This window comes from Pseudomonas sp. GD03875 (assembly GCF_029840585.1).
GTDB classification, from domain to species: domain Bacteria; phylum Pseudomonadota; class Gammaproteobacteria; order Pseudomonadales; family Pseudomonadaceae; genus Aquipseudomonas; species Aquipseudomonas paralcaligenes.
The window spans coordinates 106,720-130,095 of the sequence record NZ_JAOCCV010000008.1; the positions used below are offsets into that span (position 1 = coordinate 106,720).

At 66.1% G+C, this 23,376-nt stretch carries 25 protein-coding genes; 23 read left to right on the forward strand and 2 right to left on the reverse strand.

Annotated elements, in window-relative coordinates; translation table 11 throughout:
• Positions 1 to 8: 8 nt before the first annotated feature.
• Together traD and N5D30_RS09530 are read left to right on the forward strand one after the other, a co-directional pair.
• Positions 9 to 2,168, forward strand: coding sequence for a type IV conjugative transfer system coupling protein TraD (gene traD / locus N5D30_RS09525; RefSeq protein WP_004265579.1), 2,160 nt, complete (start codon positions 9 to 11; stop codon positions 2,166 to 2,168).
• The gene (locus N5D30_RS09530) at positions 2,165 to 2,914 is read left to right on the forward strand and encodes a TIGR03747 family integrating conjugative element membrane protein (protein WP_004265580.1); all 750 of its coding nucleotides are present in this window, start codon (positions 2,165 to 2,167) and stop codon (positions 2,912 to 2,914) included. Before traD ends, N5D30_RS09530 begins: the two co-directional genes overlap by 4 nt.
• 135 nt (positions 2,915 to 3,049) lie before the next feature.
• Here the strand turns inward: N5D30_RS09530 and N5D30_RS09535 are convergent, their stop codons facing one another.
• Both N5D30_RS09535 and N5D30_RS09540 read right to left on the reverse strand, forming a co-directional pair.
• On the reverse strand, positions 3,050 to 3,919 hold the full coding sequence (locus N5D30_RS09535) for an ImmA/IrrE family metallo-endopeptidase (protein WP_003454806.1): 870 nt from the start codon (positions 3,917 to 3,919) through the stop codon (positions 3,050 to 3,052).
• 2 nt (positions 3,920 to 3,921) lie between these two features.
• Complete coding sequence (locus tag N5D30_RS09540) at positions 3,922 to 4,308, reverse strand: helix-turn-helix transcriptional regulator (protein WP_003454804.1); 387 nt, start codon at positions 4,306 to 4,308, stop codon at positions 3,922 to 3,924.
• Positions 4,309 to 4,584: 276 nt separating this feature from the next.
• Here N5D30_RS09540 and N5D30_RS09545 point away from each other — a divergent pair, with 276 nt between their 5' ends.
• The 21 genes from N5D30_RS09545 to N5D30_RS09645 all read left to right on the forward strand — a co-directional run bounded on the left by N5D30_RS09545 (position 4,585) and on the right by N5D30_RS09645 (position 23,374).
• Positions 4,585 to 4,809, forward strand: a complete 225-nt coding sequence (locus tag N5D30_RS09545; protein WP_003454802.1) for a DUF2188 domain-containing protein — start codon at positions 4,585 to 4,587, stop codon at positions 4,807 to 4,809.
• 5 nt (positions 4,810 to 4,814) lie between these two features.
• A complete protein-coding gene (locus N5D30_RS09550) occupies positions 4,815 to 5,816 on the forward strand; it encodes a CBASS cGAMP-activated phospholipase (protein WP_003454800.1) in 1,002 nt (333 codons plus the stop codon).
• Positions 5,810 to 6,952 carry a cyclic GMP-AMP synthase DncV-like nucleotidyltransferase gene (locus N5D30_RS09555; RefSeq protein WP_003454798.1) on the forward strand — a complete coding sequence of 381 codons (1,143 nt, stop codon included), beginning with the start codon at positions 5,810 to 5,812 and terminating at the stop codon, positions 6,950 to 6,952. The genes N5D30_RS09550 and N5D30_RS09555 overlap by 7 nt, the downstream gene beginning before the upstream one ends.
• Positions 6,949 to 8,577 carry a ThiF family adenylyltransferase gene (locus tag N5D30_RS09560; protein WP_279908771.1) on the forward strand — a complete coding sequence of 543 codons (1,629 nt, stop codon included), beginning with the start codon at positions 6,949 to 6,951 and terminating at the stop codon, positions 8,575 to 8,577. Before N5D30_RS09555 ends, N5D30_RS09560 begins: the two co-directional genes overlap by 4 nt.
• On the forward strand, positions 8,565 to 9,041 hold the full coding sequence (locus N5D30_RS09565; protein ID WP_003454794.1) for a Mov34/MPN/PAD-1 family protein: 477 nt from the start codon (positions 8,565 to 8,567) through the stop codon (positions 9,039 to 9,041). Before N5D30_RS09560 ends, N5D30_RS09565 begins: the two co-directional genes overlap by 13 nt.
• Positions 9,042 to 9,246: 205 nt before the next feature.
• On the forward strand, positions 9,247 to 9,654 hold the full coding sequence (locus N5D30_RS09570; RefSeq protein ID WP_004265602.1) for an RAQPRD family integrative conjugative element protein: 408 nt from the start codon (positions 9,247 to 9,249) through the stop codon (positions 9,652 to 9,654).
• On the forward strand, positions 9,651 to 9,890 hold the full coding sequence (locus N5D30_RS09575; protein WP_003454790.1) for a TIGR03758 family integrating conjugative element protein: 240 nt from the start codon (positions 9,651 to 9,653) through the stop codon (positions 9,888 to 9,890). Before N5D30_RS09570 ends, N5D30_RS09575 begins: the two co-directional genes overlap by 4 nt.
• A 21-nt stretch (positions 9,891 to 9,911) precedes the next feature.
• Positions 9,912 to 10,289 carry a TIGR03745 family integrating conjugative element membrane protein gene (locus N5D30_RS09580; protein WP_003454787.1) on the forward strand — a complete coding sequence of 126 codons (378 nt, stop codon included), beginning with the start codon at positions 9,912 to 9,914 and terminating at the stop codon, positions 10,287 to 10,289.
• A gap of 12 nt (positions 10,290 to 10,301) precedes the next feature.
• Positions 10,302 to 10,730, forward strand: coding sequence for a TIGR03750 family conjugal transfer protein (locus N5D30_RS09585; RefSeq protein ID WP_003454784.1), 429 nt, complete (start codon positions 10,302 to 10,304; stop codon positions 10,728 to 10,730).
• Positions 10,727 to 11,419 carry a PFL_4703 family integrating conjugative element protein gene (locus tag N5D30_RS09590; RefSeq protein WP_003454780.1) on the forward strand — a complete coding sequence of 231 codons (693 nt, stop codon included), beginning with the start codon at positions 10,727 to 10,729 and terminating at the stop codon, positions 11,417 to 11,419. Before N5D30_RS09585 ends, N5D30_RS09590 begins: the two co-directional genes overlap by 4 nt.
• Entirely contained in the window at positions 11,416 to 12,336 is a 921-nt protein-coding gene (locus N5D30_RS09595) for a TIGR03749 family integrating conjugative element protein (protein ID WP_016451648.1), read from the forward strand. Before N5D30_RS09590 ends, N5D30_RS09595 begins: the two co-directional genes overlap by 4 nt.
• Positions 12,326 to 13,795, forward strand: coding sequence for a TIGR03752 family integrating conjugative element protein (locus N5D30_RS09600; protein WP_016451649.1), 1,470 nt, complete (start codon positions 12,326 to 12,328; stop codon positions 13,793 to 13,795). The genes N5D30_RS09595 and N5D30_RS09600 overlap by 11 nt, the downstream gene beginning before the upstream one ends.
• Complete coding sequence (locus N5D30_RS09605) at positions 13,776 to 14,210, forward strand: TIGR03751 family conjugal transfer lipoprotein (RefSeq protein WP_004265606.1); 435 nt, start codon at positions 13,776 to 13,778, stop codon at positions 14,208 to 14,210. Before N5D30_RS09600 ends, N5D30_RS09605 begins: the two co-directional genes overlap by 20 nt.
• The gene (locus N5D30_RS09610) at positions 14,210 to 17,092 is read left to right on the forward strand and encodes a conjugative transfer ATPase (RefSeq protein ID WP_016451650.1); all 2,883 of its coding nucleotides are present in this window, start codon (positions 14,210 to 14,212) and stop codon (positions 17,090 to 17,092) included. Before N5D30_RS09605 ends, N5D30_RS09610 begins: the two co-directional genes overlap by 1 nt.
• Before the next feature lie 13 nt (positions 17,093 to 17,105).
• A complete protein-coding gene (locus tag N5D30_RS09615; RefSeq protein WP_003454752.1) occupies positions 17,106 to 17,852 on the forward strand; it encodes a thioredoxin domain-containing protein in 747 nt (248 codons plus the stop codon).
• A gap of 193 nt (positions 17,853 to 18,045) precedes the next feature.
• A complete protein-coding gene (locus N5D30_RS09620; protein ID WP_004265610.1) occupies positions 18,046 to 18,540 on the forward strand; it encodes a JAB domain-containing protein in 495 nt (164 codons plus the stop codon).
• A gap of 156 nt (positions 18,541 to 18,696) precedes the next feature.
• A complete protein-coding gene (locus tag N5D30_RS09625) occupies positions 18,697 to 19,143 on the forward strand; it encodes a TIGR03757 family integrating conjugative element protein (protein ID WP_003454745.1) in 447 nt (148 codons plus the stop codon).
• Complete coding sequence (locus N5D30_RS09630; RefSeq protein ID WP_003454742.1) at positions 19,140 to 20,090, forward strand: TIGR03756 family integrating conjugative element protein; 951 nt, start codon at positions 19,140 to 19,142, stop codon at positions 20,088 to 20,090. Before N5D30_RS09625 ends, N5D30_RS09630 begins: the two co-directional genes overlap by 4 nt.
• Before the next feature lie 9 nt (positions 20,091 to 20,099).
• On the forward strand, positions 20,100 to 21,503 hold the full coding sequence (locus N5D30_RS09635; protein ID WP_003454739.1) for an integrating conjugative element protein: 1,404 nt from the start codon (positions 20,100 to 20,102) through the stop codon (positions 21,501 to 21,503).
• A complete protein-coding gene (locus tag N5D30_RS09640; RefSeq protein ID WP_279908773.1) occupies positions 21,500 to 21,841 on the forward strand; it encodes a hypothetical protein in 342 nt (113 codons plus the stop codon). Before N5D30_RS09635 ends, N5D30_RS09640 begins: the two co-directional genes overlap by 4 nt.
• 15 nt (positions 21,842 to 21,856) lie before the next feature.
• The gene (locus tag N5D30_RS09645; protein WP_003454733.1) at positions 21,857 to 23,374 is read left to right on the forward strand and encodes a conjugal transfer protein TraG N-terminal domain-containing protein; all 1,518 of its coding nucleotides are present in this window, start codon (positions 21,857 to 21,859) and stop codon (positions 23,372 to 23,374) included.
• Positions 23,375 to 23,376 lie beyond the last annotated feature (2 nt).

A 23,376-nucleotide genomic window follows, 5' to 3' on the forward strand; every position in this document is an offset into this window, starting at 1 on the left:
CACCCGCCATGCCCCAGTCCCAAGCCGTCGAAGTCTTGCTGCGGCCAGCGGTGGAGCTATACACCGTCGCGGTCTGTGCGGGCGCCGCGTTTCTGTGCCTGGTGGCCCCGTGGTCGCTCGCGCTGAGTCCCTTGCTGGGCCTGGGCAGCGCGCTCGCTTTCCTCACCTTCGGCGCGCTGCGCTTTCGCGACGCCTGGGCCATCCTGCGCTACCGGCGCAACATCCGGCGCCTGCCGCGCTACGTGATGACCAGCCGCGACGTGCCGGTCAGCCAGCAGCGGCTGTTCGTCGGCCGGGGCTTCCACTGGGACCAGCGTCACACGCACCGACTGATGCAGACGTATCGGTCGGAGTTCCGTCGCTACGTGGAGCCGACGGCAATCTATCGGATGGCACGGCGCATGGAAGAGCGCCTGGAGTTCGCGCCGTACCCGTTGTCCAAGATGGCGAAGGCCCTGGCCTGGGACAGCCCGCTGAACCCGGCGCGGCCGCTGCCGCCGGTGGGCGGCCTGCCGCGGCTGCACGGCATCGAGCCGCACGAGGTCGACGTCACCCTGCCGTTGGCCGAGCGCGTCGGCCACAGCTTGGTGTTAGGCACCACGCGCGTCGGCAAGACCCGCCTGGCCGAGCTGTTCATCACGCAGGACATCCGGCGCAAGGTCAATGGACAGCACGAGGTCGTGATCGTCTTCGATCCCAAGGGCGATGCGGATCTGTTGAAGCGCATGTACGTGGAGGCCAAGCGCGCCGGACGCGAAGGCGAGTTCTACGTTTTCCACCTGGGCTGGCCGGACATCAGCGCCCGCTACAACGCGGTGGGCCGCTTCGGACGCATCTCGGAAGTTGCCACGCGCATCGCCGGCCAGCTTTCCGGTGAAGGCAACAGCGCGGCGTTCCGCGAGTTCGCCTGGCGCTTCGTCAACATCATCGCGCGGGCGTTGGTCGAGCTGGGGCAGCGGCCCGACTACCTGCTGATCCAGCGCCATGTCATCAACATCGATGCGCTGTTCATCGAGTACGCCCAGCACTACTTCGCCCGGAACGAGCCCAAGGCCTGGGAGGTCATCGTCCAGCTCGAAGCCAAGCTGAACGACAAGAACATCCCGCGCAACATGATCGGCCGCGAGAAGCGCGTCGTCGCGCTGGAGCAGTACCTGTCGCAGGTGCGCATCTACGACCCTGTGCTCGACGGCCTGCGCAGCGCGGTGCGCTACGACAGGACGTACTTCGACAAGATCGTCGCATCGCTCCTACCGCTGCTGGAGAAGCTGACCACCGGCAAGATCGCGCAGTTGCTGGCGCCGAACTATTCGGACCTCGCCGACCCACGCCCGATCTTCGACTGGATGCAGATCATCAGGAAGCGGGCCGTGGTCTATGTCGGCCTCGATGCACTGTCGGACGCGGAAGTCGCGGCGGCGGTCGGCAATTCGATGTTCTCCGACCTCGTATCCGTCGCGGGTCACATCTACAAGTTCGGCATCGACGACGGCCTGCCGGGTGCCGCGACGGGCATCAAGGTGCCCATCAACGTCCATGCCGACGAGTTCAACGAACTCATGGGCGACGAGTTCATACCCATGGTCAACAAGGGCGGCGGCGCGGGCGTCCAGGTCACGGCCTACACGCAGACCCTCTCGGACATCGAGGCACGCATCGGCAACCGCGCGAAGGCGGGCCAGGTGGTGGGCAACTTCAACAACCTGTTCATGCTGCGCGTGCGCGAGACCGCCACGGCCGAACTGCTGACGCGGCAACTGCCCAAGGTCGAGGTCTACACGACGACGGTGATGAGCGGCGCCACCGACAGCTCGGACCCGACCGGCAACACCGCCTTCACCTCCAACACGCAGGACCGCATCAGCAGCAACAGCGTGCCGCTGATTGAACCGGCGCACGTGGTCGGGCTGCCCAAGGGCCAGTGCTTTGCACTGATCGAGGGCGGGCACCTCTGGAAGGTGCGCATGCCCTTGCCGGCGCCCGACCCCGACGAGGCCATGCCCAAGGATTTGCAGGAGCTGGCCGGCTACATGCGCCAGCACTACGTCGAGGCCGGCGATTGGTGGGACAACAATGGGCTTCCCGGACTGCAGGACCAAGCACTGCCCGACGACTTGCTCGCCGACTTCAAGCAGATGGCCAGCGCGGATGAAGGGGCCACGGCATGAGCGACCCCGCCGTCGCCGTCCAGCGCCAGCAGGTTCGCCAGCAGGGCCTGATCGCAGGCCTCATCACGCTGCCGTTCCGGCTGTTCGGGGTGTTGGCCGGTTCGCTGGTGCTGTGCATCGCGATCGAGTGCATCGGCATGCACTTCTTCTGGCCCGAGCAGGGCTGGCGCCATGCGCAGGGCATGCTGAACTACGAGCTGTCGCAGGTCTCGGAGCATTTCACGCAAAGCGTGCTGGTGCAGGAGCCGGGGCGCAGCGCCCTCCAGCTCGTCGAGTGGGCCTACCAAGGACTGTTCGTGAAAACGGGCCTGCTGGACTGGATACGCGACGCGGCGGCGCAATCGCGTGCCGGCGCGCGCAGCCAGGCGCAGGACTTCCGCTACTACATCGGTCAGCTCTACGTGCATGTCGAGAGCTACCTGATCGCCTCGGCGTACACAGTGCTGGTGTTCCTCGTGCGGCTGCTGGTGCTGGTCCTGACCTTGCCGCTGTTCCTGATGGCGGCCTTCACCGGCCTGGTGGACGGGCTCGTGCGCCGCGACGTGCGCGGCTTCGGCGCCGGCCGCGAATCGGGCTTCGTCTACCACCGGGCGAGAGCCAGCCTGATGCCGCTGGCGGTGCTGCCCTGGGTCACTTACCTCGCGCTGCCGGTCAGCGTGCATCCGCTGCTGATCCTGCTGCCCAGCGCGGCGCTGCTCGGCGTCGCGGTGTGCATCGCGTCGGCGACGTTCAAGAAGTATCTGTGAAAGCGGTTCAAGATAATCTCCGTCTCACTCTTCATGGCGACTCATCGACACCAAACATCTTTTGACCTTTGACACTGCATCCACCCTACATCTTCGAGGCCATGTGGCCACTCAGACACACGAACGCAAATGGCCTCAGCGGCGCCTGCTGCGTCCCGGCCACGGTAGCTGCCCAGTGAGTTCAGCCAAGCCACCGTCGTCCTCGACGCGTACACCGAAGCGGTTCACTTCGACCTCAGGTAAATCGTCGCTGTCGAACCAGAGCAGCGAGGTCGTGGTGTCAGTACGTGCGTAGTGCCTGGAGAGTTCCCAGAGATCGAGGCCCTTTTCCCAGTTGTCGAACCAGATGTCTTGTGCAACCTCATCTGTGTCGGCAGCACTGCTGCCTGAAGAACGGAGACGGTGAGCCACAGAGCCGACAGGAATGGCAGACCTGGGAGATATCCAAGCCCCAGCCTGTCGCAAACTGGTGGAGCGTGCCGCGTAGCGCACTGCACCGCGCTCCATGGTGACGAAGGCGCAAGGGATGTCGCTGAGGGAGGCGAACCGCGACGCAGCGGCGGGAAATGATGTGCTGAAAAGCGCCGCCATGCCCTGGATCAGCTCCAGCGAAGGTTCTTCCTTGGGCACAAGCGATAGCCATTGCTGATACGGCATCAGCAACTCGGCGGCGAAAGTGTCGCATGCGATTTCGTTCGGATGCCGCTTCGCATAGGACCAGGACGGCACCTCTTCGTGGCTCGATTCCAGCGCAAGGACGATATGCGCAATTTCGTGGCAGATGGTGAAGCGTTGGCGTTCTTCTGTCTCCAGCGAATTCACCGTGATCACGTGCTTGCCATTCGGCTTGGTGATCGTGTAGCCGGACTCCCCCTCACTAAGCTCCTCTTTCTTGACTTTGGCGTTGGCCGCGACCACATAGGGCGTCAGGTCTTCTCGGATGCCGGACACATCAACCTTCGCAACAAAGGCCCGTGCTTTCTGTGTGACATCCGCTTCATCCATATTCAGTCATCCTCGTCCTCGAATGCTCGCTGTATCCGGGCGATCAGTGTCGCGGGATCGGGCCTTGTATTTCCACGATGCCTCACGCCTGCTGCAGCCGAAAAGATGTCGATGCTGATGGAAGGATCGTTCAGCACGAATTCAACAAGGCGGGGATCGGCCTCCGCATGGTCGACAAGCCACATCACCAGCGCAGCATCTCTTTCACCTGGTTTGAGAACCTTCAGCAGCTTCTCGACTAAGTCCACTGACGGATTTGTCTTTTCGCCGGACTCCAGCCGGTGGACATAGGCATGGTCCACCGAAGACAGTTGACCGATTTCGCGCAATGAGAGGGTTCTGCGCTCGCGTAGCGTCTTGAGGGCGACGCCCAGGCCTGTTTGTGACATCCGTTCCGTTCCTTGTGGCTGCGGCGGACAACGGTGTGTGTCCGGTCCGAAGCAGTTGCGTTCTGCGGCACCAATCCCACCATTTGCAGCTTGGCACCAAGTCTGATACATTGTTGTCCAGCCAGACAACAGAAGTGAGTTCTACGACTGCAGCAAGTTGATTTGGCTTGACTCGCCCGTTGTCTGCAAGAGCAACGAATTTTGCTTCAACCGGTGGTCATTGGCAACCCGGCCGGCTGGCCGGGGTCTCGATGGTTCAACTTTAGGAAATTCGCCATGACAGGCAAAAATCAGCATGTAGTTCCTCACCAGGACGGTTGGGCCGTCAAGGGTGCCGGCAATCAACGGGCAACCTCCGTGCACGATACGCAGCAGCAGGCCATTGACGCGGCGCGGGACATCGCACGCAACCAGCAGTCCGAACTGGTCATCCACCGTCCGGACGGTCGCATCCGTGACAAGGACAGCCACGGTAACGACTCCTTCCCGCCGAAGGGCTGAGTGCCATGATGGGCGTGCCCACCTACCATGTGCTCGCCCTGTCTGGGGGCGGCTATCGCGGCTTGTACACAGCGACGGTTCTTGCCGAGCTTGAAGCCGTGCTAGGCCGCCCCATCGCTTCTCACTTCGACCTGATCTGCGGCACCTCTGCAGGCGGGATGCTGGCCTTGGGGCTGGCCGCGGAAATCCCCGCCATTGAACTCAAAGCCTTGTTCGAACGACAGGGCTCCCGCATCTTTGGTTGCCGAAGTCTCGCTCGGCGCCTTCTGGGCTTCTGGTTGACCGCCAAGCACGACTCCGCAGGGTTGCGGGGCGTGCTGACCGAGCGCTTTCAAGACGCCACGATCGGCAACTTGAAGCACCGCGTTCTCGTGCCAGCCGTCAACTACTCGACGGGGCGCGGCCAGTTCTTCAAAACGCCTCACCATCCCTCATTTGAGATGGACCACCGCATGAGGATCGTGGATGTGGCGTTGGCGACCGCCGCTGCGCCCGTTTACTTTCCGCTAGCGCGCAACGATCGTGGCGTCTTTGCGGATGGAGGACTGGTCGGCAATGCGCCAGGACTGTTCGGGCTGCACGAAGTCAATACGTTCCTCGCGCCGAAACAGAATGCACTGGTCCGGGTGCTGTCCATCGGCACGATGACGATCGGTGCAACCGTCCGTGGCGGCGCCAGCCTCGACCGCGGATTCGGCAAGTGGCGCGGAGGGCTGTTCGATCTGGTGATCTCTGCCCAGGAGTCGTCGGTGGACTACATGCTGCGCCAGTCGTTGGGTAGCAACTACTTCCAGATCGACGACAAGGCCACGCCCGATCAAAGCAAGGACGTAAAGGCGCTGGACCGGGTTTCCATCGGCGCCACGAATACGCTGAAGGACCGCGGCAATCATGCAGCGCAGCGCGCGCTTGGCGACCCTCTTTTCCAACCGTTTCGAGCGCACCAGGCCGGCGCACCCACCTTCTATCACGGCCCCAACAAGAATGTGCCGGAGGCCGAATGCTGAACCTGAGCCCGCTTTTCTTTACCACCGTCGATGACGAATCCTGCATGCATGACGAGCTGGATCTGTCGCCCGAGCAACGAGCCTGGATCGCCAGCGCCCGAAATGATGTCAGGAACTGCCTTCGCACCGGAATTCCGCGCGTGCTGCGCGAACGCGGGTACACGGACGACGTGCCGCAGCCACGCTTCTTCACGCAAGGATCGTGGGCGTACAAGACCTTGAACGGCCCGGCACAACGGCCCCAGCAGGCGGATGTCGATGATGGTTGCTATCTGCCGTTGAGTTTTGTCTCGCAGACGAAGCGTCCCAGCAGGGCCACAACGGTGTTCTTTGCAGCTGCTGAAGAAGCCTTGAGGCTGTTGGTCGAGGAGAAGCACTGGAAGCTTGTCACCGACAAGCCGACATGCATCCGGATTGTCATTGCGGCCTATGCCCACATCGACATTCCGTTGTACGCCATCCCCGACGAAGAATTCGTCACGCTCGCGAAAGCCTCGATGGAGCGATACGGCTATGACTCGCTGACGGAGGCGGTGAACATGGCAGAGCGGGATGCCTGGACGGCATTGCCCGCTGATAAAGTGCTCCTGGCTCACCGCGAGTGCAACTGGATGCCCTCCGACCCCAGGCCTGTGAAGGAATGGTTTTTGGGCGAGGTGGAGGCCAAGGGCGAACAGTTCCGCCGCGTGATTCGCTACTTGAAGGCGTTTCGCGATTGGCGGTGGTCGAGCGGTGGACCGGCTTCGATTCTGTTGATGGCCGCTGCGGCTCCGCTATTCGAGAAGCGGGATCGGCGCGACGACCTGGCGTTGCTGGATGTCGTCGCGGCATTGCCGGCCCGGCTGCGCGCGGGGGTGAACAACCCCGTTGATGAGTCGGAGTCGCTTACTGCACGCCTTGGTAAAGAGGGCGTCGAAGAGGCTGCGAAAGCGTTCGAAGCATTCGAAAAAGTGCTGCGCGGAGCCACCAACGCCGGCAGCCCTTCACAGGCCTGCGTCTGGATGCAAGGCGAATTCGGTCCGCGTTTTCCGAACGAGCCGGACCGGGTCAAGGTGGTATCCGTTGTCGCCACCATTGCCGCAGCGCCGGCTACGGCTGGTCCGAGCGAATTGGTCGGGCGCACGAAGGCCGGATGAGCAGCGTCGCCGTGGTCTCCGATGTGGTCGAAGCCTTCAGGCTGCAAGGCTTCGAGTTTGTCGGCAAGACGGACGACGGCTGGTTCAAGCTGAGGGGGCCGTTGATCCCGTGCGGCGCGGACGATGGCATTCCATGTGAGGTTCAGCTCGACCCTACCTTCTTCGACCTGCCTCGCATTCGGCTGCTCGAAATTCCGCCTGAACTGCCCAATGCAGTTCCTCATCTTGGCGCGGAGGGCGGCCTTTGCTATCTGGCCAAGGGAACTGTCGTGCTGGACATCTACGATCCTGTAGGGCAGTCCTTGGCGTGCCTGCAACGGGCGGCAGCGGTGCTCGGGCAGATCTTGAAGGGCGAGATGATCGAAGATCTCGCCGAAGAGTTCTTTGCCTACTGGAGCGGCTGGCTTTGTTTTGTGGACATGCAAGGCGAAGATCTGGGGCGACAAAACTGTATCGTTGCGCAAGCCAATGGGAATCCACTCTGGTTCATCACCGACAACGAAGATCGAACAACAAGAAAGTTGCATTCACTCGGCTACCAGGTCACTGATAAAACGGTGCTGACATACCGGGTCAAGACCACCGCGCAACCCCGCCCACTAACCAGCCACTGGCCCCCCGAAACGGTGGGGGACGTCTTGGCTTGGCAAAGCACCCTGGACCCACGGTGTCGGCGCAAGATTCACGAACGAATCAAGGAAGGGCAAAGCAAAAAAGCAAATGGCGTCCTGATCATCATCGAATCGCCACTGATGACCTACGGCTTTGCCGTGCTCTTTGACCACCAAGTGAGTCAAAAGACCAAGCTTGCTGATCGCAGGGATTCGAGTTTTGGGCTGAAGGTAATGCCCGTCTCAGTGATCAGGATCGATGACCGGTATCTGGCCCAGCGCAACATCCCCAAGTCGAAAACGTTGGCGGGGAAACGAATCGCACTTGTGGGTTGCGGCACGATCGGCGGATACCTCTCGGACATGCTGGTCAAGGCCGGGGCAGGATCATGCGGAGGGAAACTCACGCTGGTGGATTTTGATGGCCTCCTTCCACAGAACATCGGACGGCATCGGCTCGGCTTCCCGGACCTGTTGTCGAACAAGGCTGAGGCGATGGCGAAGGAACTCAAGCGCTTGTCGCCAGGCGTCGAGGTTCATGCGCTCCCCGTGGACGTGAGACAGGCCCAACTGGGAAAGCTGGACCTACTCATCGATGCCACCGGCGAAGAATCCCTCGGGCATTGGCTGTGCGGCCGCTACAGGGCTCCCACGCCCATGCTTTCTGTTTGGATCGAAGGGCCGGGAACGGCTGTGCGTGCGCTCCTGAGAACGAACGCATCGGGTGCGTGCTACCGATGCCTATGGCAGAGCCACAGAAGAGGCGAACTTCGCTCGACCATTGATGCTCTGCCTAACATCTTGGCAGGCCACGGGTGCGAGGGCTTGTATGTGCCATTTCCGGCTTCGGTGTCGGTGCAGGCAGCCAGCTTGGGTGCTGAGATGGCCCTTGATTGGGTCAAGGGCGTCCACTCTCCTGCATTGCGGACCCGGCTGATCGACCAGACCCATCATCTGGCCACGCCTGACTGCGATCCTCTGCGAGATCATGATTGCCCTCTATGCAATTCCTAGGGTCCTGGGCAACTGGCGACAAGAGCAGGTTGCTGCATTTTTCGACCCAGACGCTGGAGACATTCAGTCAGCATATCCAGGCTAGTGATGCCGACTGCGAAGCGGGCGGACTCTTGCTTGGTTCTGTACATGGAGCCCATTTGCTCATTGAGCAGGCGACGGTTCCTACCGCGTGGGACAAGCGGTTTCGCTATCTGTTCGAGCGGATGCCGTTTGGTCATGAGGCTATTGCGTTGTCGCGATGGACGGCGAGTCAGGGAACTGTCCGCTATTTAGGCGAATGGCATACCCACCCGGAAGACCATCCCCAGCCTTCTAGCCTTGACAGATCTGAATGGACTTTGTTGGCAGCGCAGCGTCGGGACAAGCGGCCAGTGCTCGCTGTCATCATCGGGCGTAGATCTCTGTATGCAGAGTTGGTGCCGAGATCAGGCGAAGGGTCGATATTCTTCCCCGTGGAGTAGAGCACTAGCGCAACAACCATCATCGTCTTGACTTGCACCTCCACTCAGACGGTAGTGCATTAAAGACGACGTCATCGGGGAAATTCCTTCCTCTGCAGCGGAGTTTGCCGCGGAAAGCGGTGGCTGGCCGGTTCCGATTGATTGCGGCGCCGGAAGACCGGCCGTTTGAGCATCGAGCCATCCGCATCCCTCGGAGAACGGCTCGATGGAAACCACTCGCAATCCCGCGCAGGTTCGGCGCTTCGCCGTCGAGGCACCCTGGGCCGTGCGTGTTGCCGCGCTGCTGCTTGCCGCTGCCGGATTGCAGCCCGCCATCGCCGCTGACGCCTCCGACAACGCTGCGGAGCGCGAGATGCTCGCCGCGGTAACGCGCCAGCTCGAACTGCTGGACCGCCTCGCCGAGCACGCCGCCACCACCGCGCCGCAGGAGCGCGCCCGCTACCACTTCGACTACGCGCGGCTGCGCGCCGACCTGGAGCGCGTGCGCACCGGCGTGCGCGACTACCTCGTTCCGCAACGCGCCCAGCCGCGTGATCCCGTGCCGCTGGCCGGTGACTACACGCGCAGTAACGCGGCGCCTGCGACGTCGCCCAAGGAGGCGCCGTCGTCATGACGCCTTCCGCCGATCAGGTCGCCGCCTTCACGGCCAACGGCGGCTTCGCGCCCGGGGCCGTCTCCACCGTCGTGCTCGGCTTCGTCTTCGCCATCCTGCTGCTGTGGGGCGTGTGGGCGATGCGCACTGCCTATGTCGGCTGGGCCGAGCACCACCTGACCCAACGCCAGTTCCTCGGCGTCATCGTGCGCTTCGTCGCGATGTACCTGGTGCTGGGCTTTTTCCTCCTGTCCTGACCCCATGAAAGGTACTTCGCCATGAACGCTCCCGCTACTTCTCGCCGTCCCACGTCGCGGCCCGCCGCGCGCATCGCCGCGCTGCTGATCCCGCTGGGCATCGCCGCCACGCCGCTGCCGTCGTTCGCCGACCTTCCCACGCTGGAAGACCCGTCGCGCGGCACCGGCAGCGGCATCATGCAGACGCTGCAAAACTACGGCTACGACATCGTGCTGCTGATCGCGCTGCTCGTCGTCGCCTCGATGTTCGTCGGCGTCTGCTACCACGCCTACACGCGCTACGCCGAGATCCACACCGGCCGCGCAACGTGGGGGCAGTTCGGGTTGACCGTCGCGGTGGGCGCGATCCTGCTGGTCGTCGGCATCTGGCTGCTGACCAAGGCTACCGGCGTCCTGTAAGGCCCGGCAACGATGGCCGGCGCCCTGGAGAGTCCGTCGCGCGACGGGCTCGTGACCTTCCTGCCGCACCGCCTCAACCGCCACCCGGTGGTCGTGCGCGGGCTCACGGCCGACGAGCTGTGGGTCTGCGCCGGGCTGTCCGGCGCGGCCGGTCTCGTGGCCGGCGTACCGCTGGCCTGGCTGACGCACAGCATCGCGATGGTGCCCACGCTGATCGTCGCCGGCATCGGTGTCGGTGTCTTCGTGGGCGGCGGCCTGCTGCGGCGGTGGAAGCGCGGCCGGCCCGACACCTGGCTGTACCGCCAGCTCCAGTGGCGCCTCGCGCTGCGCTACCCCGCGCTGGCTGCGCATGCGGGCGGGGGCCAGCTCATCACCCGGTCGGGCTGGTGGTCCACGCGGCGCCTGCGGCCCGATCCGTCCCTGCGTCGAGGTAGACCATGAGCCGATTCAAGAACGAGGTCGCGCACCTGCAGGCGCATGTGAAGACCTTGCGCCTGGCTGGCGCCGCACTGTTCGTCGTGGCGCTGCTGCTCGGCTTCGGCTGGTGGAGCGCACCCAAGAGCCTGACCATCCACGTGCCACCCGACCTGCGCTCGGGCAGCACGCGCAAGTGGTGGGACGTGCCGCCGGAGAGCGTCTACGCCTTCACCTTCTACATTTGGCAGCAGGCCCAGCGCTGGCCGACCAATGGCGAGCAGGACTACCCGCGCAACCTGCATGCACTGTCTGCGTACTTCACGCCGAGCTGCCGTGCCTTCCTGCAGCAGGACTACGAATTCCGGCGCAGCAACGGCGAGCTACGCCAGCGCGTGCGCGGCATCTACGAGATTCCCGGCCGCGGCTACGGCGACGAGCCGGCCATGCGCGTGCGCACCGTGTCGGCCAACAACTGGATCGTCACGCTGGACGTGAGCGCCGACGAGTACCTGGGCGCCGAGCAGGTCAAGCGCGCGCTCGTGCGCTATGCACTCAAGGTTGTGCGCATGGACGTGGACCCCGAGCGCAACCCCTTCGGCCTGGCGCTGGACTGCCATGCACGCGCGCCGGAGCGCATCGAGACCCCGCCGCCTGCGGCGCCGCCCGGCCGGGCCGCAAGCGCCGGCTCCAACTTGCAGGGAGACACCCCATGAAGTCCCTCGGGAAGCGTTCATCTGCGGCGGCCCTGGCTGGCCTGCTGCTGTGCCTGGCCTTCGTGCCTGCGGCCCATGCCGTCGAAATCCTGCGCTGGGAGCGCCTGCCGCTGGCGGTGCCGCTGGTGGTCGGCCAGGAGCGCGTGGTGTTCATCGAGCGCAACGTGCGCATCGGTGTGCCGCCCACGGTTGGCGAGCAGTTGCGCGTGCAGAGCGCTGGTGGCGCGATCTACCTGCGCGCGAGCGCGCCGATCCCGCCCACACGGCTGCAACTGCAGGACGTGGAGTCGGGCGCGCTGATCCTGCTGGACATCGCGGCCGAGCCGGCGAAGGCGGGCCAGCCTGCACTCGAACCCGTGCGCATCGTCGAAGGCGACGTGCCGGCGACGCGCTACGGCGAGCCGGCCAAGCCGGCGGACGACGATGCGGAGCGCACCGTACCCGCAGCGAAGCGCGCCACGCCGGTGGCGGTTGTGCTCACGCGCTATGCGGCGCAGAACCTCTACGCGCCGCTGCGCACCGTGGAGCCCGTTCCCGGCCTCGGCCGCGTCAATCTGCGCCGTGGGCTGGAGCTTTCCACCTTGCTGCCCACACTGCCGGTGCGTGCGCAGGCGCTGGCCGCTTGGCGGCTCGAAGACCAGTGGGTGACGGCGGTGAAGCTCACCAACGCCTCCGGGCGCTGGCTCGACCTCGATCCCCGCGCGCTGCAGGGCGACTTTCTCGCCGCGACCTTCCAGCACCCGAATCTGGCGCCGGCCGGCCGCGCCGCCGACACCACGGTGGTCTACCTCGTGACCCGTGGCCACGGCCTGGCCGAGTCGCTGCTGCCCAAGCTCTCACCGATCGACGCGACGGTGAACCTGCCGCCGGCCGCGGCGGCCGGCCAGGCCGAAGGAGGTGCCCGCCATGAAAAGTAACCCCCTCCTGAAGTGGCTGCTGATCCCGATGGCGCTGGTGCTGCTGTTCGTCGGCATCAAGATGTTCTCCGGGGATCGCGGCGCCAAGCCCGTTCCGGCCGGCAGCGCCAACTCGCTCACGCCCGAAGAGATGAAGGCGCTGGGCATCGAGGGCGACACGCCGCGCGATACCGTTGCCACACTGGTGGCCCAGGTCAAGCAGTTGCGCAACGAGCTGCAGACGGCGCTCAACGACAACAAGAACCAGAAGAGCGAGAACGAGCGTATGCGCGCGCGGGAAAGCGCGATCGACCAGCGCATCCAGTCCGCGCTGGATGGTGAACGCGGCCGCCTGCAGCAGTACCGCGAGCAGTTGGCCGGCGACCGCCAGCAGACCCAGGGCCTGCTGCAAGACCTGCAGCGGCGCCTGGATGGGCTTTCCGGCAAGGGCGGCCAGGCCGATCTGCCGGTCGGGCTCGGCCTGGAGGACGGCGACGGCAAGGGCTTCAGCGGCAGCCAGGGCGGCGCCGCGCGCAGCACCAGCGGCACGCGCTGGGTGGAACCGGACGATGCGAAGCCTTCGGCGAAGAACGGCAGCAGCGGCGGCCTGAACTTTCCGACCAGCTTCGGGCCGGCGCAGAAGACGCTTTCCGACACGGCCGACAACGTGGCCAGCACCGTCGCGGATGCAGGCAGCCGCGCCGTGGGCACGTCGTCCAAGCCGGTCTACACGGTGCCGTCGAACTCGACGCTGATGGGCTCCATCGCGATGACCGCGCTGATCGGCCGCGTGCCGATCGACGGCACGGTCAACGACCCGTACCCCTTCAAGGTGCTGATCGGCCCGGACAACCTCACCGCCAACGGCATCGACATTCCCGACGTGGCGGGCGCGGTGGTCAGCGGCACGGCCTCGGGCGACTGGACGCTTTCCTGCGTGCGCGGCCAGATTCGCTCGGTGACGTTCGTCTTCAACGACGGCACGGTGCGCACGATGCCGGAGGACGGCAACCGCAACCAGAGCGGCGGCGGCCAGGGCAATGGTGCAAACAGCACGACGCAAGGCGGCCTGGGCTGGATCAGCGATCCCTACGGCATCCCCTGCGTCAGCGGCGAACGGCGCAGCAACGCGCAGCAGTACCTGGGTTCGCAAGCCCTCATCACCGCGGCCGGCGCCGGCGCCGCTTCACTGATCAAGTCGGACAACGGCAGCGTGGCCGTGGTCGCTAACAGCAACGGCTCGCTTGGCACGGTAGGCATCAGCGGCAACGAGGCGATGGGCCGCATCCTGGCCGGGGGCGTCCGCGACATGGCCGATTGGGTCAACAAGCTTTACGGCCAAGCCTTCGCCGCCGTCTACGTGCGGCCCGGCGCCAAGGTCGCGGTGCATCTGGAGCAGCCGCTCAACATCGACTACGACGCCAAGGGGCGCCGGGTCAATCAACGCATCGGAGGCAAGCATGCGTCGGATTTGGATTGAATCGGCCGCGATCCTGTGCGCGGTCCTGGTGCTGGGCGGCTGCGCCACCAGCAAGGACAAGTTGCTGCCGCACGGCGATCACACCATGCTCGACGTGTGGAATCAGGAGACGGGCGGCAGCGCCGGTGGTGGGCAGGCAGCGCGGCAACTGCTCGATGCACGCCAGGACTTGCGCCGGCCGCTGACCGAGGCCGACGTGCAGGCGGTGCCCGCCGCCGCTGCCGCCTACACGCGCACCGCGGCCAACGAGATTTACCGCCAGTTCCGACGCCTGCCGAACCCGGACCTAGTGATGTACGTGTTCCCGCACCTGGCCGGCACCGACCCGGTGCCCGTGCCCGGCTACACCACCGTGTTCCCGCTCTACCAGCGCGTGCAGTACGCGATGCCTGGCGAGCGCCTGGAGGACTACTGATGGCTTGGTCGTTGCCCTGGGCACGCAAGGCCGTCACGCCCGCCGGCCCCGACCTGGATGCCGATGACGCCTGGTCGCAGCATGTCTCGACGCTGGCCGCGCACGGCATTCCCGAGCCCGGCAGCGCGATGGGCAGCCAGCCGCGCCCGCCGACCACCGAAGCGGACCTGCAGGCGCTCTACGGCGTGGCACCGTCCTTCGCCGACCTGTTGCCGTGGATGGAGTACCTGCCCGGCTCCAAGAGCATGTTGCTGGAAGACGGCCAGTCGGTTGCGGGCTTCTTCGAACTGGCCCCGGTCGGCACCGAAGGCCGTGAGATGGCCTGGCTGTGGCAGGCACGCGATGCACTGGAGAACGCGCTGCAGGACTCGTTCGACGAACTCGACGAGAACCCGTGGGTCGTGCAGCTCTACGCCCAGGACGAATCGACCTGGGACACCTACCTGCGCGGGCTGGCCGACTATGTGCGGCCGCGCGCCCAGGGCAGCGCCTTCACGGACTTCTACCTGCGTTTCTTTGGGCACCACCTGCGCGCCATTGCCAAGCCCGGCGGGCTGTTCGAGGACACCACGGTGACGCGGCTGCCGTGGCGCGGCCAGGTCCGGCGCGTGCGAATGGTGGTCTACCGGCGCGCGAACGCTACGACCGCATCGCGGCGCGGCCAGTCCCCCGAGCAGGCGTTGACGACGATCTGCGACCGGCTCGTGGGCGGCCTCGCCAACGCGGGCGTGAAATCCCGCCGCATGGAGGCGGCCGACATCCACGACTGGCTGCTGCGCTGGTTCAACCCGCACCCGACGCTGCTCGGCCCCAGCGCCGACGACCGCGAGCGCTTCTATGCGCTCACGCGCTACCCCGAGGCAGTCGAAGACGGCGAGATCGAGCTGGCTAGCGGAGACTTCGCGCAGCGCCTGTTCTTCGGCCAGCCGCGCTCGGACGTGGCGAACGGCACGTGGCTGCTCGACGGCATGCCGCACCGGATCATCGTGATGGACCGGTTGCGCATGCCGCCTGCGACCGGCCACGTCACCGGCGAAACGCGCAAGGGCGGCGATGCCGTCAACGCGCTGTTCGACCAGATGCCCGAGGACACGGTGATGTGCCTGACCGTCGTCGCGACGCCGCAGGACGTGCTCGAAGGGCACCTGAACCACCTGAGCAAGAAGTCGGTCGGCGAGACGCTGGCTTCGGAGCAGACGCGCCGCGACGTGCAGGAAGCGCGCGGGCTGATCGGCAGCGCGCACAAGCTCTACCGCGGTGCGCTTGCCTTCTATCTGCGCGGACGCGACCTCGCGCAGCTCGACGCCCGCGGCCTGCAACTGGTCAACGTCATGCTCAACGCCGGCCTGCAGCCGGTGCGCGAGGAAGACGAGGTGGCGCCGCTCAACAGCTACCTGCGCTGGCTCCCGTGCGTGTTCGATCCGGCCACCGACAAGCGCCAGTGGTACACGCAACTGATGTTCGCGCAGCACGCGGCGAACCTCGCGCCGGTGTGGGGCCGCAGCCAGGGCACCGGCAATCCGGGCATCACGTTCTTCAACCGCGGCGGCGGGCCGATCACCTTCGACCCGCTGAACCGGCTCGACCGGCAGATGAACGCTCACCTGTTCCTGTTCGGTCCCACCGGCTCGGGCAAAAGCGCCACGCTCAACAACATCCTGAACCAGGTGACGGCGATCTACCGGCCGCGGCTGTTCATCGTCGAGGCGGGCAACAGCTTCGGCCTGTTCGGCGACTTCGCGGCGCGGCTAGGCATGAAGGTGCATCGCGTTAAGCTGGCCCCCGGTGCCGGGGTGAGCCTCGCGCCGTTCGCCGACGCCCACCGGCTGGTGGAAACGCCCAGCCAGGTGCAGACGCTGGATGCCGACGCCCTGGACGAGGACCGCGACGAAGCGGCACAGGCAGCGGATGCCGACGAGCAGCGTGACGTGCTGGGGGAACTGGAAATCACCGCGCGGCTGATGATCACCGGCGGCGAGGACAAGGAAGAGGCGCGCATGACGCGCGCCGACCGCAGCCTGATCCGCCAGTGCATCCTCGATGCGGCCCAGCGTTGCGTGGCCAACCAGCGCACCGTCCTGACGCGCGACGTGCGCGATGCGCTGCGCGAGCGCGGCCGCGATACGGCACTACCCGAGGTGCGGCGCGCGCGGCTGCTGGAAATGGCCGACGCGATGGATATGTTCTGCCAGGGCGTGGACGGCGAGATGTTCGACCGGCCCGGCACGCCCTGGCCCGAGGCCGACATCACCATCGTCGATCTGGCGACCTTCGCACGCGAGGGCTACAACGCGCAGCTTTCCATCGCCTACATCAGCCTTATCAACACGGTCAACAACATCGCCGAGCGCGACCAGTTCCTCGGCCGGCCGATCATCAACGTGACGGACGAGGGGCACATCATCACCAAGAACCCGCTGCTTGCGCCCTACGTCGTCAAGATCACGAAGATGTGGCGCAAGCTCGGCGCCTGGTACTGGCTGGCGACGCAGAACATCGACGACCTGCCCAAGGCCGCCGAGCCCATGCTCAACATGATCGAGTGGTGGATCTGCCTCTCGATGCCGCCCGACGAGGTGGAGAAGATCGCGCGCTTTCGCGAGCTGAACGCGGCGCAGAAGGCGCTGATGCTGTCGGCCCGCAAGGAGGCCGGCAAGTTCAGCGAGGGCGTGATCCTTTCCAAGAGCATGGAAGTGCTATTCCGCGCGGTGCCGCCCAGCCTGTACCTGGCGCTGGCTCAGACCGAGCCGGAAGAGAAGGCCGAGCGTTTCCAGTTGATGCAGCAGTACGGCATCGGCGAACTGGACGCCGCTTTCAAGATCGCCGAGAAGATCGACCGCGCCCGCAGCATCGAGCCGCTGGTGCTCGATGCGCTGGCGTGACGGGGAGTCCACGATGCGCATCCCTCGCTTCGCGCCGTCCCGCACCGTCCTTGTCGTCGCGCTGCTGATGGCCGCGGCCCTGACAACGGCCGCATGGCTCGGCCTGCGGCCGCAGTCGCCGCCCGCCGAACCCGATTTTCCTTCGGCAGAAGCAACGCCTGCGCCGGCAACGGCACCAGCCGGCCCGCCCTGGCGCTATGGCCGCGCCGATGCGCGCTTCACGGTGGTCGAGTACGCCGACCTCGAATGCCCGTTCTGCCGCGCCTACTTCGCAGTGCTCAAGCGCTGGATCGACGCGCACCCGGACGTGAGCTGGCAATGGCATCACCTGCCGTTGCCGTTGCACGAGCCGGCCGCGTCTGCCGGTGCGCGCCTGGTGGAGTGCGTCGGCGAGGCCGGCGGCCAGGCCGCGTTCTGGCAGGCCGCCGAGTGGGTCTACACGCACACCCGCGGCGACGGTCAGGGCCTGCCCGAGGGCCTGCGCTATCCCGACCTCACGCCGGCCGCGCAGCAGTGCCTCGACAGCGACCGCCCCGATGCGCTGATCCGCGCACAGTCGGCGAGCGCGGCGCAGGAGGGCATCAAGGTCACGCCCACGCTGCGCCTGCAGGATCGCCAGTCCGGCAAGACGCTGCTGCTGCACGGCCCGGTCGAAGGAGATGCCTTGCTGTCCGCGATCGACCTGCTGGCGGCCAGTGCAGCGGCCGAGCCCGCATCGAAGGAAATGCCTGCCGAGTCTCTCGGAGACATGCCCAGGTAGCCACGATCTTCAAGGCTACGACGCGGCTTGGCCGTGCTGATCGACCCCGTTCGCTGCGCATCCCTGGACGCGAACAGCCACTGTGCATGCGGTGGCGGATGCCCGCTCTTCTGCCGCTTGTTCTTCATCGTCCCCGGAGGGTTTGTCCCTCCCGGGACAGGCGTCCTCCGACTTCATCCCGTGGAGGTTCGCCATGTCCTATGTCGTCGCCGACTCGCGTCCCGAGTCGCTCAGCCTGATCGCCGCCCAGCACGAAGACTGGATCATCCGCCAGGCCATCGCCTTGCTGGAACAACGCATCTTCAAGGCCGGCCCGATGCTGAACAGTCCCGCCGCCGTGCGCGACTACCTGCATCTGAAGCTGGTCGCGGAGCCCAACGAGGTCTTCGCCGTCGTGTTCCTCAACTCTCAGCACCAAGTCCTCGCCTACGAGCCGATGTTCAAGGGCACGGTCGATCAAACCTCGGTGTACCCGCGGGTGCTGGTGCAGCGCGCCCTGGCCCTCAACGCCTCGGCGGTCATCCTGGCCCACCAGCATCCATCTGGCATGACCGTGCCTTCGGCCGCCGATCAGGCGCTGACCGACCGGCTCAAAGCCGCCCTGGCGATAGTCGATGTCCGGGTGGTGGATTACTTCATCGTCGGCAAGGGCACGCCGTACTCCTTCGCCGAATCCGGCCTGCTGTAGCGCCGCTGACCGCCTGGTCCCCGCGGGAGCCTCGGCTGCCGCTTTTCTTTCGCCTGTCTGCCCAAAGCGGAGCGCGCGCGGTGCGCATTCCTTGTCGCGGTTGGACTGCCTTCGGCGTTCGACTAGAGCCTTGCTCTCATTCCCAGGACGCCCGCCATGACGGCTCCCTTCTTGAAACCCATCCCGCGGCTGCGGTGTACGCGCATCGCCTGCGCGGGAGGGCTGCTGCTGTGCCTGCTCGGCCAGGACGCATCCGCAGCCGACGTGCTGGTCGTGACCGACAGCCGCCATCCCGTGCAGTCCGCATCCGGCGCGCGCGTGATCGAGCTGGATCTGCCCGAGCGCATCGAGGCCGAACTGGCCGCGGGCCTGCCTGCCGATCCGGGCCGCGCGGCCGCGCTCGTGCAGCAACGCCTGCGCGATGGCAGCCAGGCACTACAGCGCCGCATCGGCAGCGCCTACCAGGGCGTCGCCGATGCCTGGGGCTTGGGGCTGGCCAAGGTGCCTGCCGTGGTGGTCGATCGCCGCTACGTGGTCTACGGCGAGCCCGATGTCGCGCGCGCCGTGGCACGCATCGAATCACATCGGAGGGCACAGCCATGAACCGCCTGCTGTCGGCGTCGTCGCGCCGGGCCCGCCTTGCCATCGCTTCGGTGCTGCTCGGCGGCGCCGCTTCGAGCTTCGCGCTGAACACGGCTACCATCGTGTCCTCGGCCCTGTCGCCCGACTGCCTGGAATATCGCGTCGTCGGCATCTGCTACTGGCTGTTCTGCACCTGGACGGGCTGCACGGTGCGCACCTCGGTGAAGGTGCGCCACTACATTCCCGACGCGGTGGTGTCGAGCTACAGCAACACCGGCGAGAACCCGTGGATCGAGGTGCGCGCCATGAGCATGCCCAATCCCACGGCGCAGGCCGGCGGCGACGGGACGACGAACCACGACAACGAGAACAACCTGGCGAAGTTCAAGAACGCCGACGTGATCGGGCATCCCGGCGGTTCGGTGTTCAGCCAGTTCGCCAGCGCGTCCGGCTACGCCTGCCAGGGCGCAGGCACGGCCTTCATGCCGTACCTGCTGAGCACCCTCGACACGCTGGCCTGGCGCTACAACGTCCCGGAGATGGTGTACCCCGAGGCGGTGATCCCCGGCATGCGCGAGATCGGCGGCCGCACGACGCTCAACCTGTGGGGCAACGTCTATCCGCGCGGCGGCTTCCTGCATCAGACCGACGACTACAAGAGCGGCGCCGTCGTCGCGCAGCGCGCGGGCGATGTCGTCACGCGGCGCATGCAGCCGCACGTCTACCAGCCGCTGCTCGCGAGTTCGAGCGACGGCTATTGGCCGGCCGGCGCCCTGGTGGAGAGCGATGCCTCCACCGGCAAGTGGCAGGAGCTGACGCCGACCCTCTCCAACTCCTGCGCCGTGTTCCCCCACTCCAACACGCGCGTGCAGGCCCAGCAAGGCGACTACGCCTGGGCGCTGTGGCGGCCCTATGCCTGCTGCCAGCGCCGCGGGCAGGTCTTCCTCGGCAGCGTCGATTTCCTCTGAGGTATTCCGATGAAAGCGTCTCTCTCCCGTTTCGCACAGCGCGCCAGGCCCTACGCGCTCAGCATCGCGCTCGCCTGCGCCGTCACGGCCGCAGCCGGCGTCGCGTGGGCGCAGACCCGCATCAGCCCCACCGGCGTCGGCGTGAGCGGCAGCGTCATCGGCGACGACGTGCTCTACAGCATCGGCGGCGGCCGGGCCGTGTCCATGGGCGGCGCCGGGAACATGCAGAGCATCGGCGTGGGCATCGGCTGGAACAGCAACCTGATCTGCGGAAACATGAGCATCACGACGACGCTGCAGAACCAGTTGAACGGCCTCACCAATGGCTTTCAGCAGATCATGTCCTCGGTGATCCAGAGCGCCACCAGCGCCGTGGCGTCGCTGCCGGCCCTGATCATCCAGCGCGCCGATCCGGGCCTCTACAACCTGCTGACCAACGGCGTGCTGCAGGCTCGGCTCGATTTCGACCGCAGCAAGTTGACGTGCAAGGCGATGGCCAACCGGATGGCGGACATGGCCGGCGGCCAGGCCGGGTGGGATCAGCTCGCCGAAGGTTTCGCGCTGCGCGATGCGGTGAGCAGCACCGATGCGGTGTCCGCCGTCGAGCAGGCCGAATCGAACAAGGGCAACAACGGCGTGCCCTGGGTGGGCGGCGGCAACGCGGGCGGCTCGGGCCAGGGTTCCATCAAGGTGGTCGGCGACGTGACCCGTGCCGGCTACAACCTGCTCAACAGCCGCGGCGTCAGCGACACCTCATCCATCCCGCGCGCGTCCTGCGGCAACCGGCTGACCTGCCAAACTTGGTCCTCGCCGCAGGCCGCAGCGGACTTCGCAACCCGCGTGCTCGGCGAGCGCGAGCAACGCACCTGCGAGACCTGCACCAAGACGCAGACCACGCCTGGCGTCGGCCTGACGCCGGTGATCCAGGAAGAGTACGAGACCAAGCTGCAGGCACTGCAGGGCCTCGTGACGGGCTCGACGCCGATGACGGTGGCAAACCTCGAAGCCGCCGGCAGCAACTCGCTGCCGATCACGCGCGGCGTGATCGAGGCGCTGCGCGACGAGCCCGATCAAGACCTGCTCGGCAAGCGCCTGGCGTCCGAAGCCGCGCTGTCGAGCGTGCTGGAGAAGGCCCTGCTGTTGCAGCGCACGCTGCTGACCGGCAAGAAGGAGCCGAACGTCGCCGCCAACGAGCTGGCCGTGAAGGCGGTCGATCAGGAGAACAACGCGCTGGAGCAGGAGATCAACAACCTCAAGACCGAGCTGGAGCTGCGGCGCACGCTGGCCGGCAATTCGGCGATGGCGATCGTGCAGCGCCACGGCACCCGCGCCGCGGGCTCGCGCGGCATCTTCGAGGGCGACACGACGCGCGACCGGCTCAAGGAAGTGCAGAAGCCGCGGAGCGGGCCATGACCAGCCGGGCCTGGCTGCGGCCGGCACGGCTGCTCGGCCGCCGCGTTGGCATCGTGCTGCTGGTGGCGGGCATCGCGGTCGGCGTGAACGTCGTCGGCCTCCACATCGTCGGCAGCATCGACGGCTGGGAGCAGTGGCTGCGCGAGCACTCGGGCCACTTCCTCGTCTGGCGGCTGCTGCTCTACGCGGCGACGGCCTACGGCTGGTGGTGGATGCGTCGGCGCCTGCGCGAACGCGAGCCATTGGCCGAGACCCATCAGCGCCTGCTGCGCGCCGAGATCGCGGCCGTCGCCACCCTCGTGCTGCTCGAAGGCAGCCAGCTACTGCGCAATGGCTGAGCCCTGGAGAACGCCATGACGCTCAACACAACGGACTACCTGGAGTATTACCTGACCCTGGTCGGGTGGATCGTCAGCAACGGCATCTGGAACATCCTCGTGGCCAGCGGCGTATTCGCGCTGCCCTTCGTGGTCATGGTGGTGCAGGAATGGCTGCGCGCGCGGGCCGAGGGTGCGGACGAGGGCAACAAGGGGGTGCTGTCATCGATGCGCATCGAGAACCGCGTGTGGGTGGCGATCGTCGTCATCCTGTTCGCCGGCATCCCCTTCATTCCGGTCGACCTCAGCACCATCAAGTTCGACACGACGCGCTCCGCGCAATGCCAGGTCAGCGTCCCGCAGCCCACCGACACGGGCTGGTCGAACGCCTACACCACGCTCAACAACCAGAGCGCGCTGGTGCCGGTGTGGTGGTTCTTCATGCACGCCATCTCGAAGGCGGTGACGGGCGGCGCGGTGGCGGCCATCCCCTGCGGAACGGATCTGCGTCAGATGCGCATGGACGTGGATGCCACGCGCATCGATGACCCGGTGCTGGCCCAGGAGGTCGGCGACTTCGTGCATGACTGCTACGGCCCCTCGCGCGCCAAGCTGTTCATGTCTCGGCCCACGCTCTCCGACGAGCAGATGAATGACGTGACCTGGATCGGTTCGAGCTACTTCCTGAACAACGCGGGCTTCTACGACACCTACCACTCGAACACGCCACGCACGGCCTGGCCCTACGACGCGACGCGCGATGCGGGGCTGGCCCAGGTGGATAGCGGCGGGGGCTACCCCACGTGCCGGCAGTGGTGGTCGGACGGCGGCAGCGGCCTGCGCGCGCGCCTGCTGGCCCAGGTCGATCCCGACCTGCTGACGCGCATCGGCCGCTGGGCGGGCTTCCTGTCGCAGAGCGAGGTGAACGACTCGGTGATCCGCGCCGTGGTCTCGCCGCGGCAGCAGAAGATGAACCAGGGCTCGGTCTACACCGACTACGGCGGCCAGATCGAGAAGACGCTGCCCAACGTCGTGACGCGCGGCGCCGGCGACCTGGGGCTGACCATGGGCTCGCTGGGCTTCTTTCCGGCGATGGACGTGGTACGCCAGGCGCTGCCGATGGTGCTGTCGCTGCTCAAGATGGCGCTGGTGATCTGCATCCCGCTGGTGCTGGTCTTCGGCACCTACGAGCTGAAGGCGCTGGTCGCGGTGAGCTGCGTGCAGTTCGCGCTGTTCTTCGTGGACTTCTGGTTCCAGCTCGCGCGCTGGCTGGACAGCACGATCCTCGACGCGCTCTACGGCTGGGGGTTCGGCGCGAACCGGCCGCACAGCAACTTCGATCCGCTGATCGGCCTGAACAACGCCTTCGGCGACATGCTGCTGAACTTCGTCATGGCGACGATGTTCATCGTGCTGCCTACCTTCTGGGTGGCTGCGCTGGGCTGGGTAGGCGTGCGCGCGGGAACGGCAATTCAAGGGCTGGCGGCAGGAACCAGGGATGCCCAAGCTGCTGGCGGCAGGGGTGCGGGTGTCGCTATGAAAGCAGCGAAGTAACG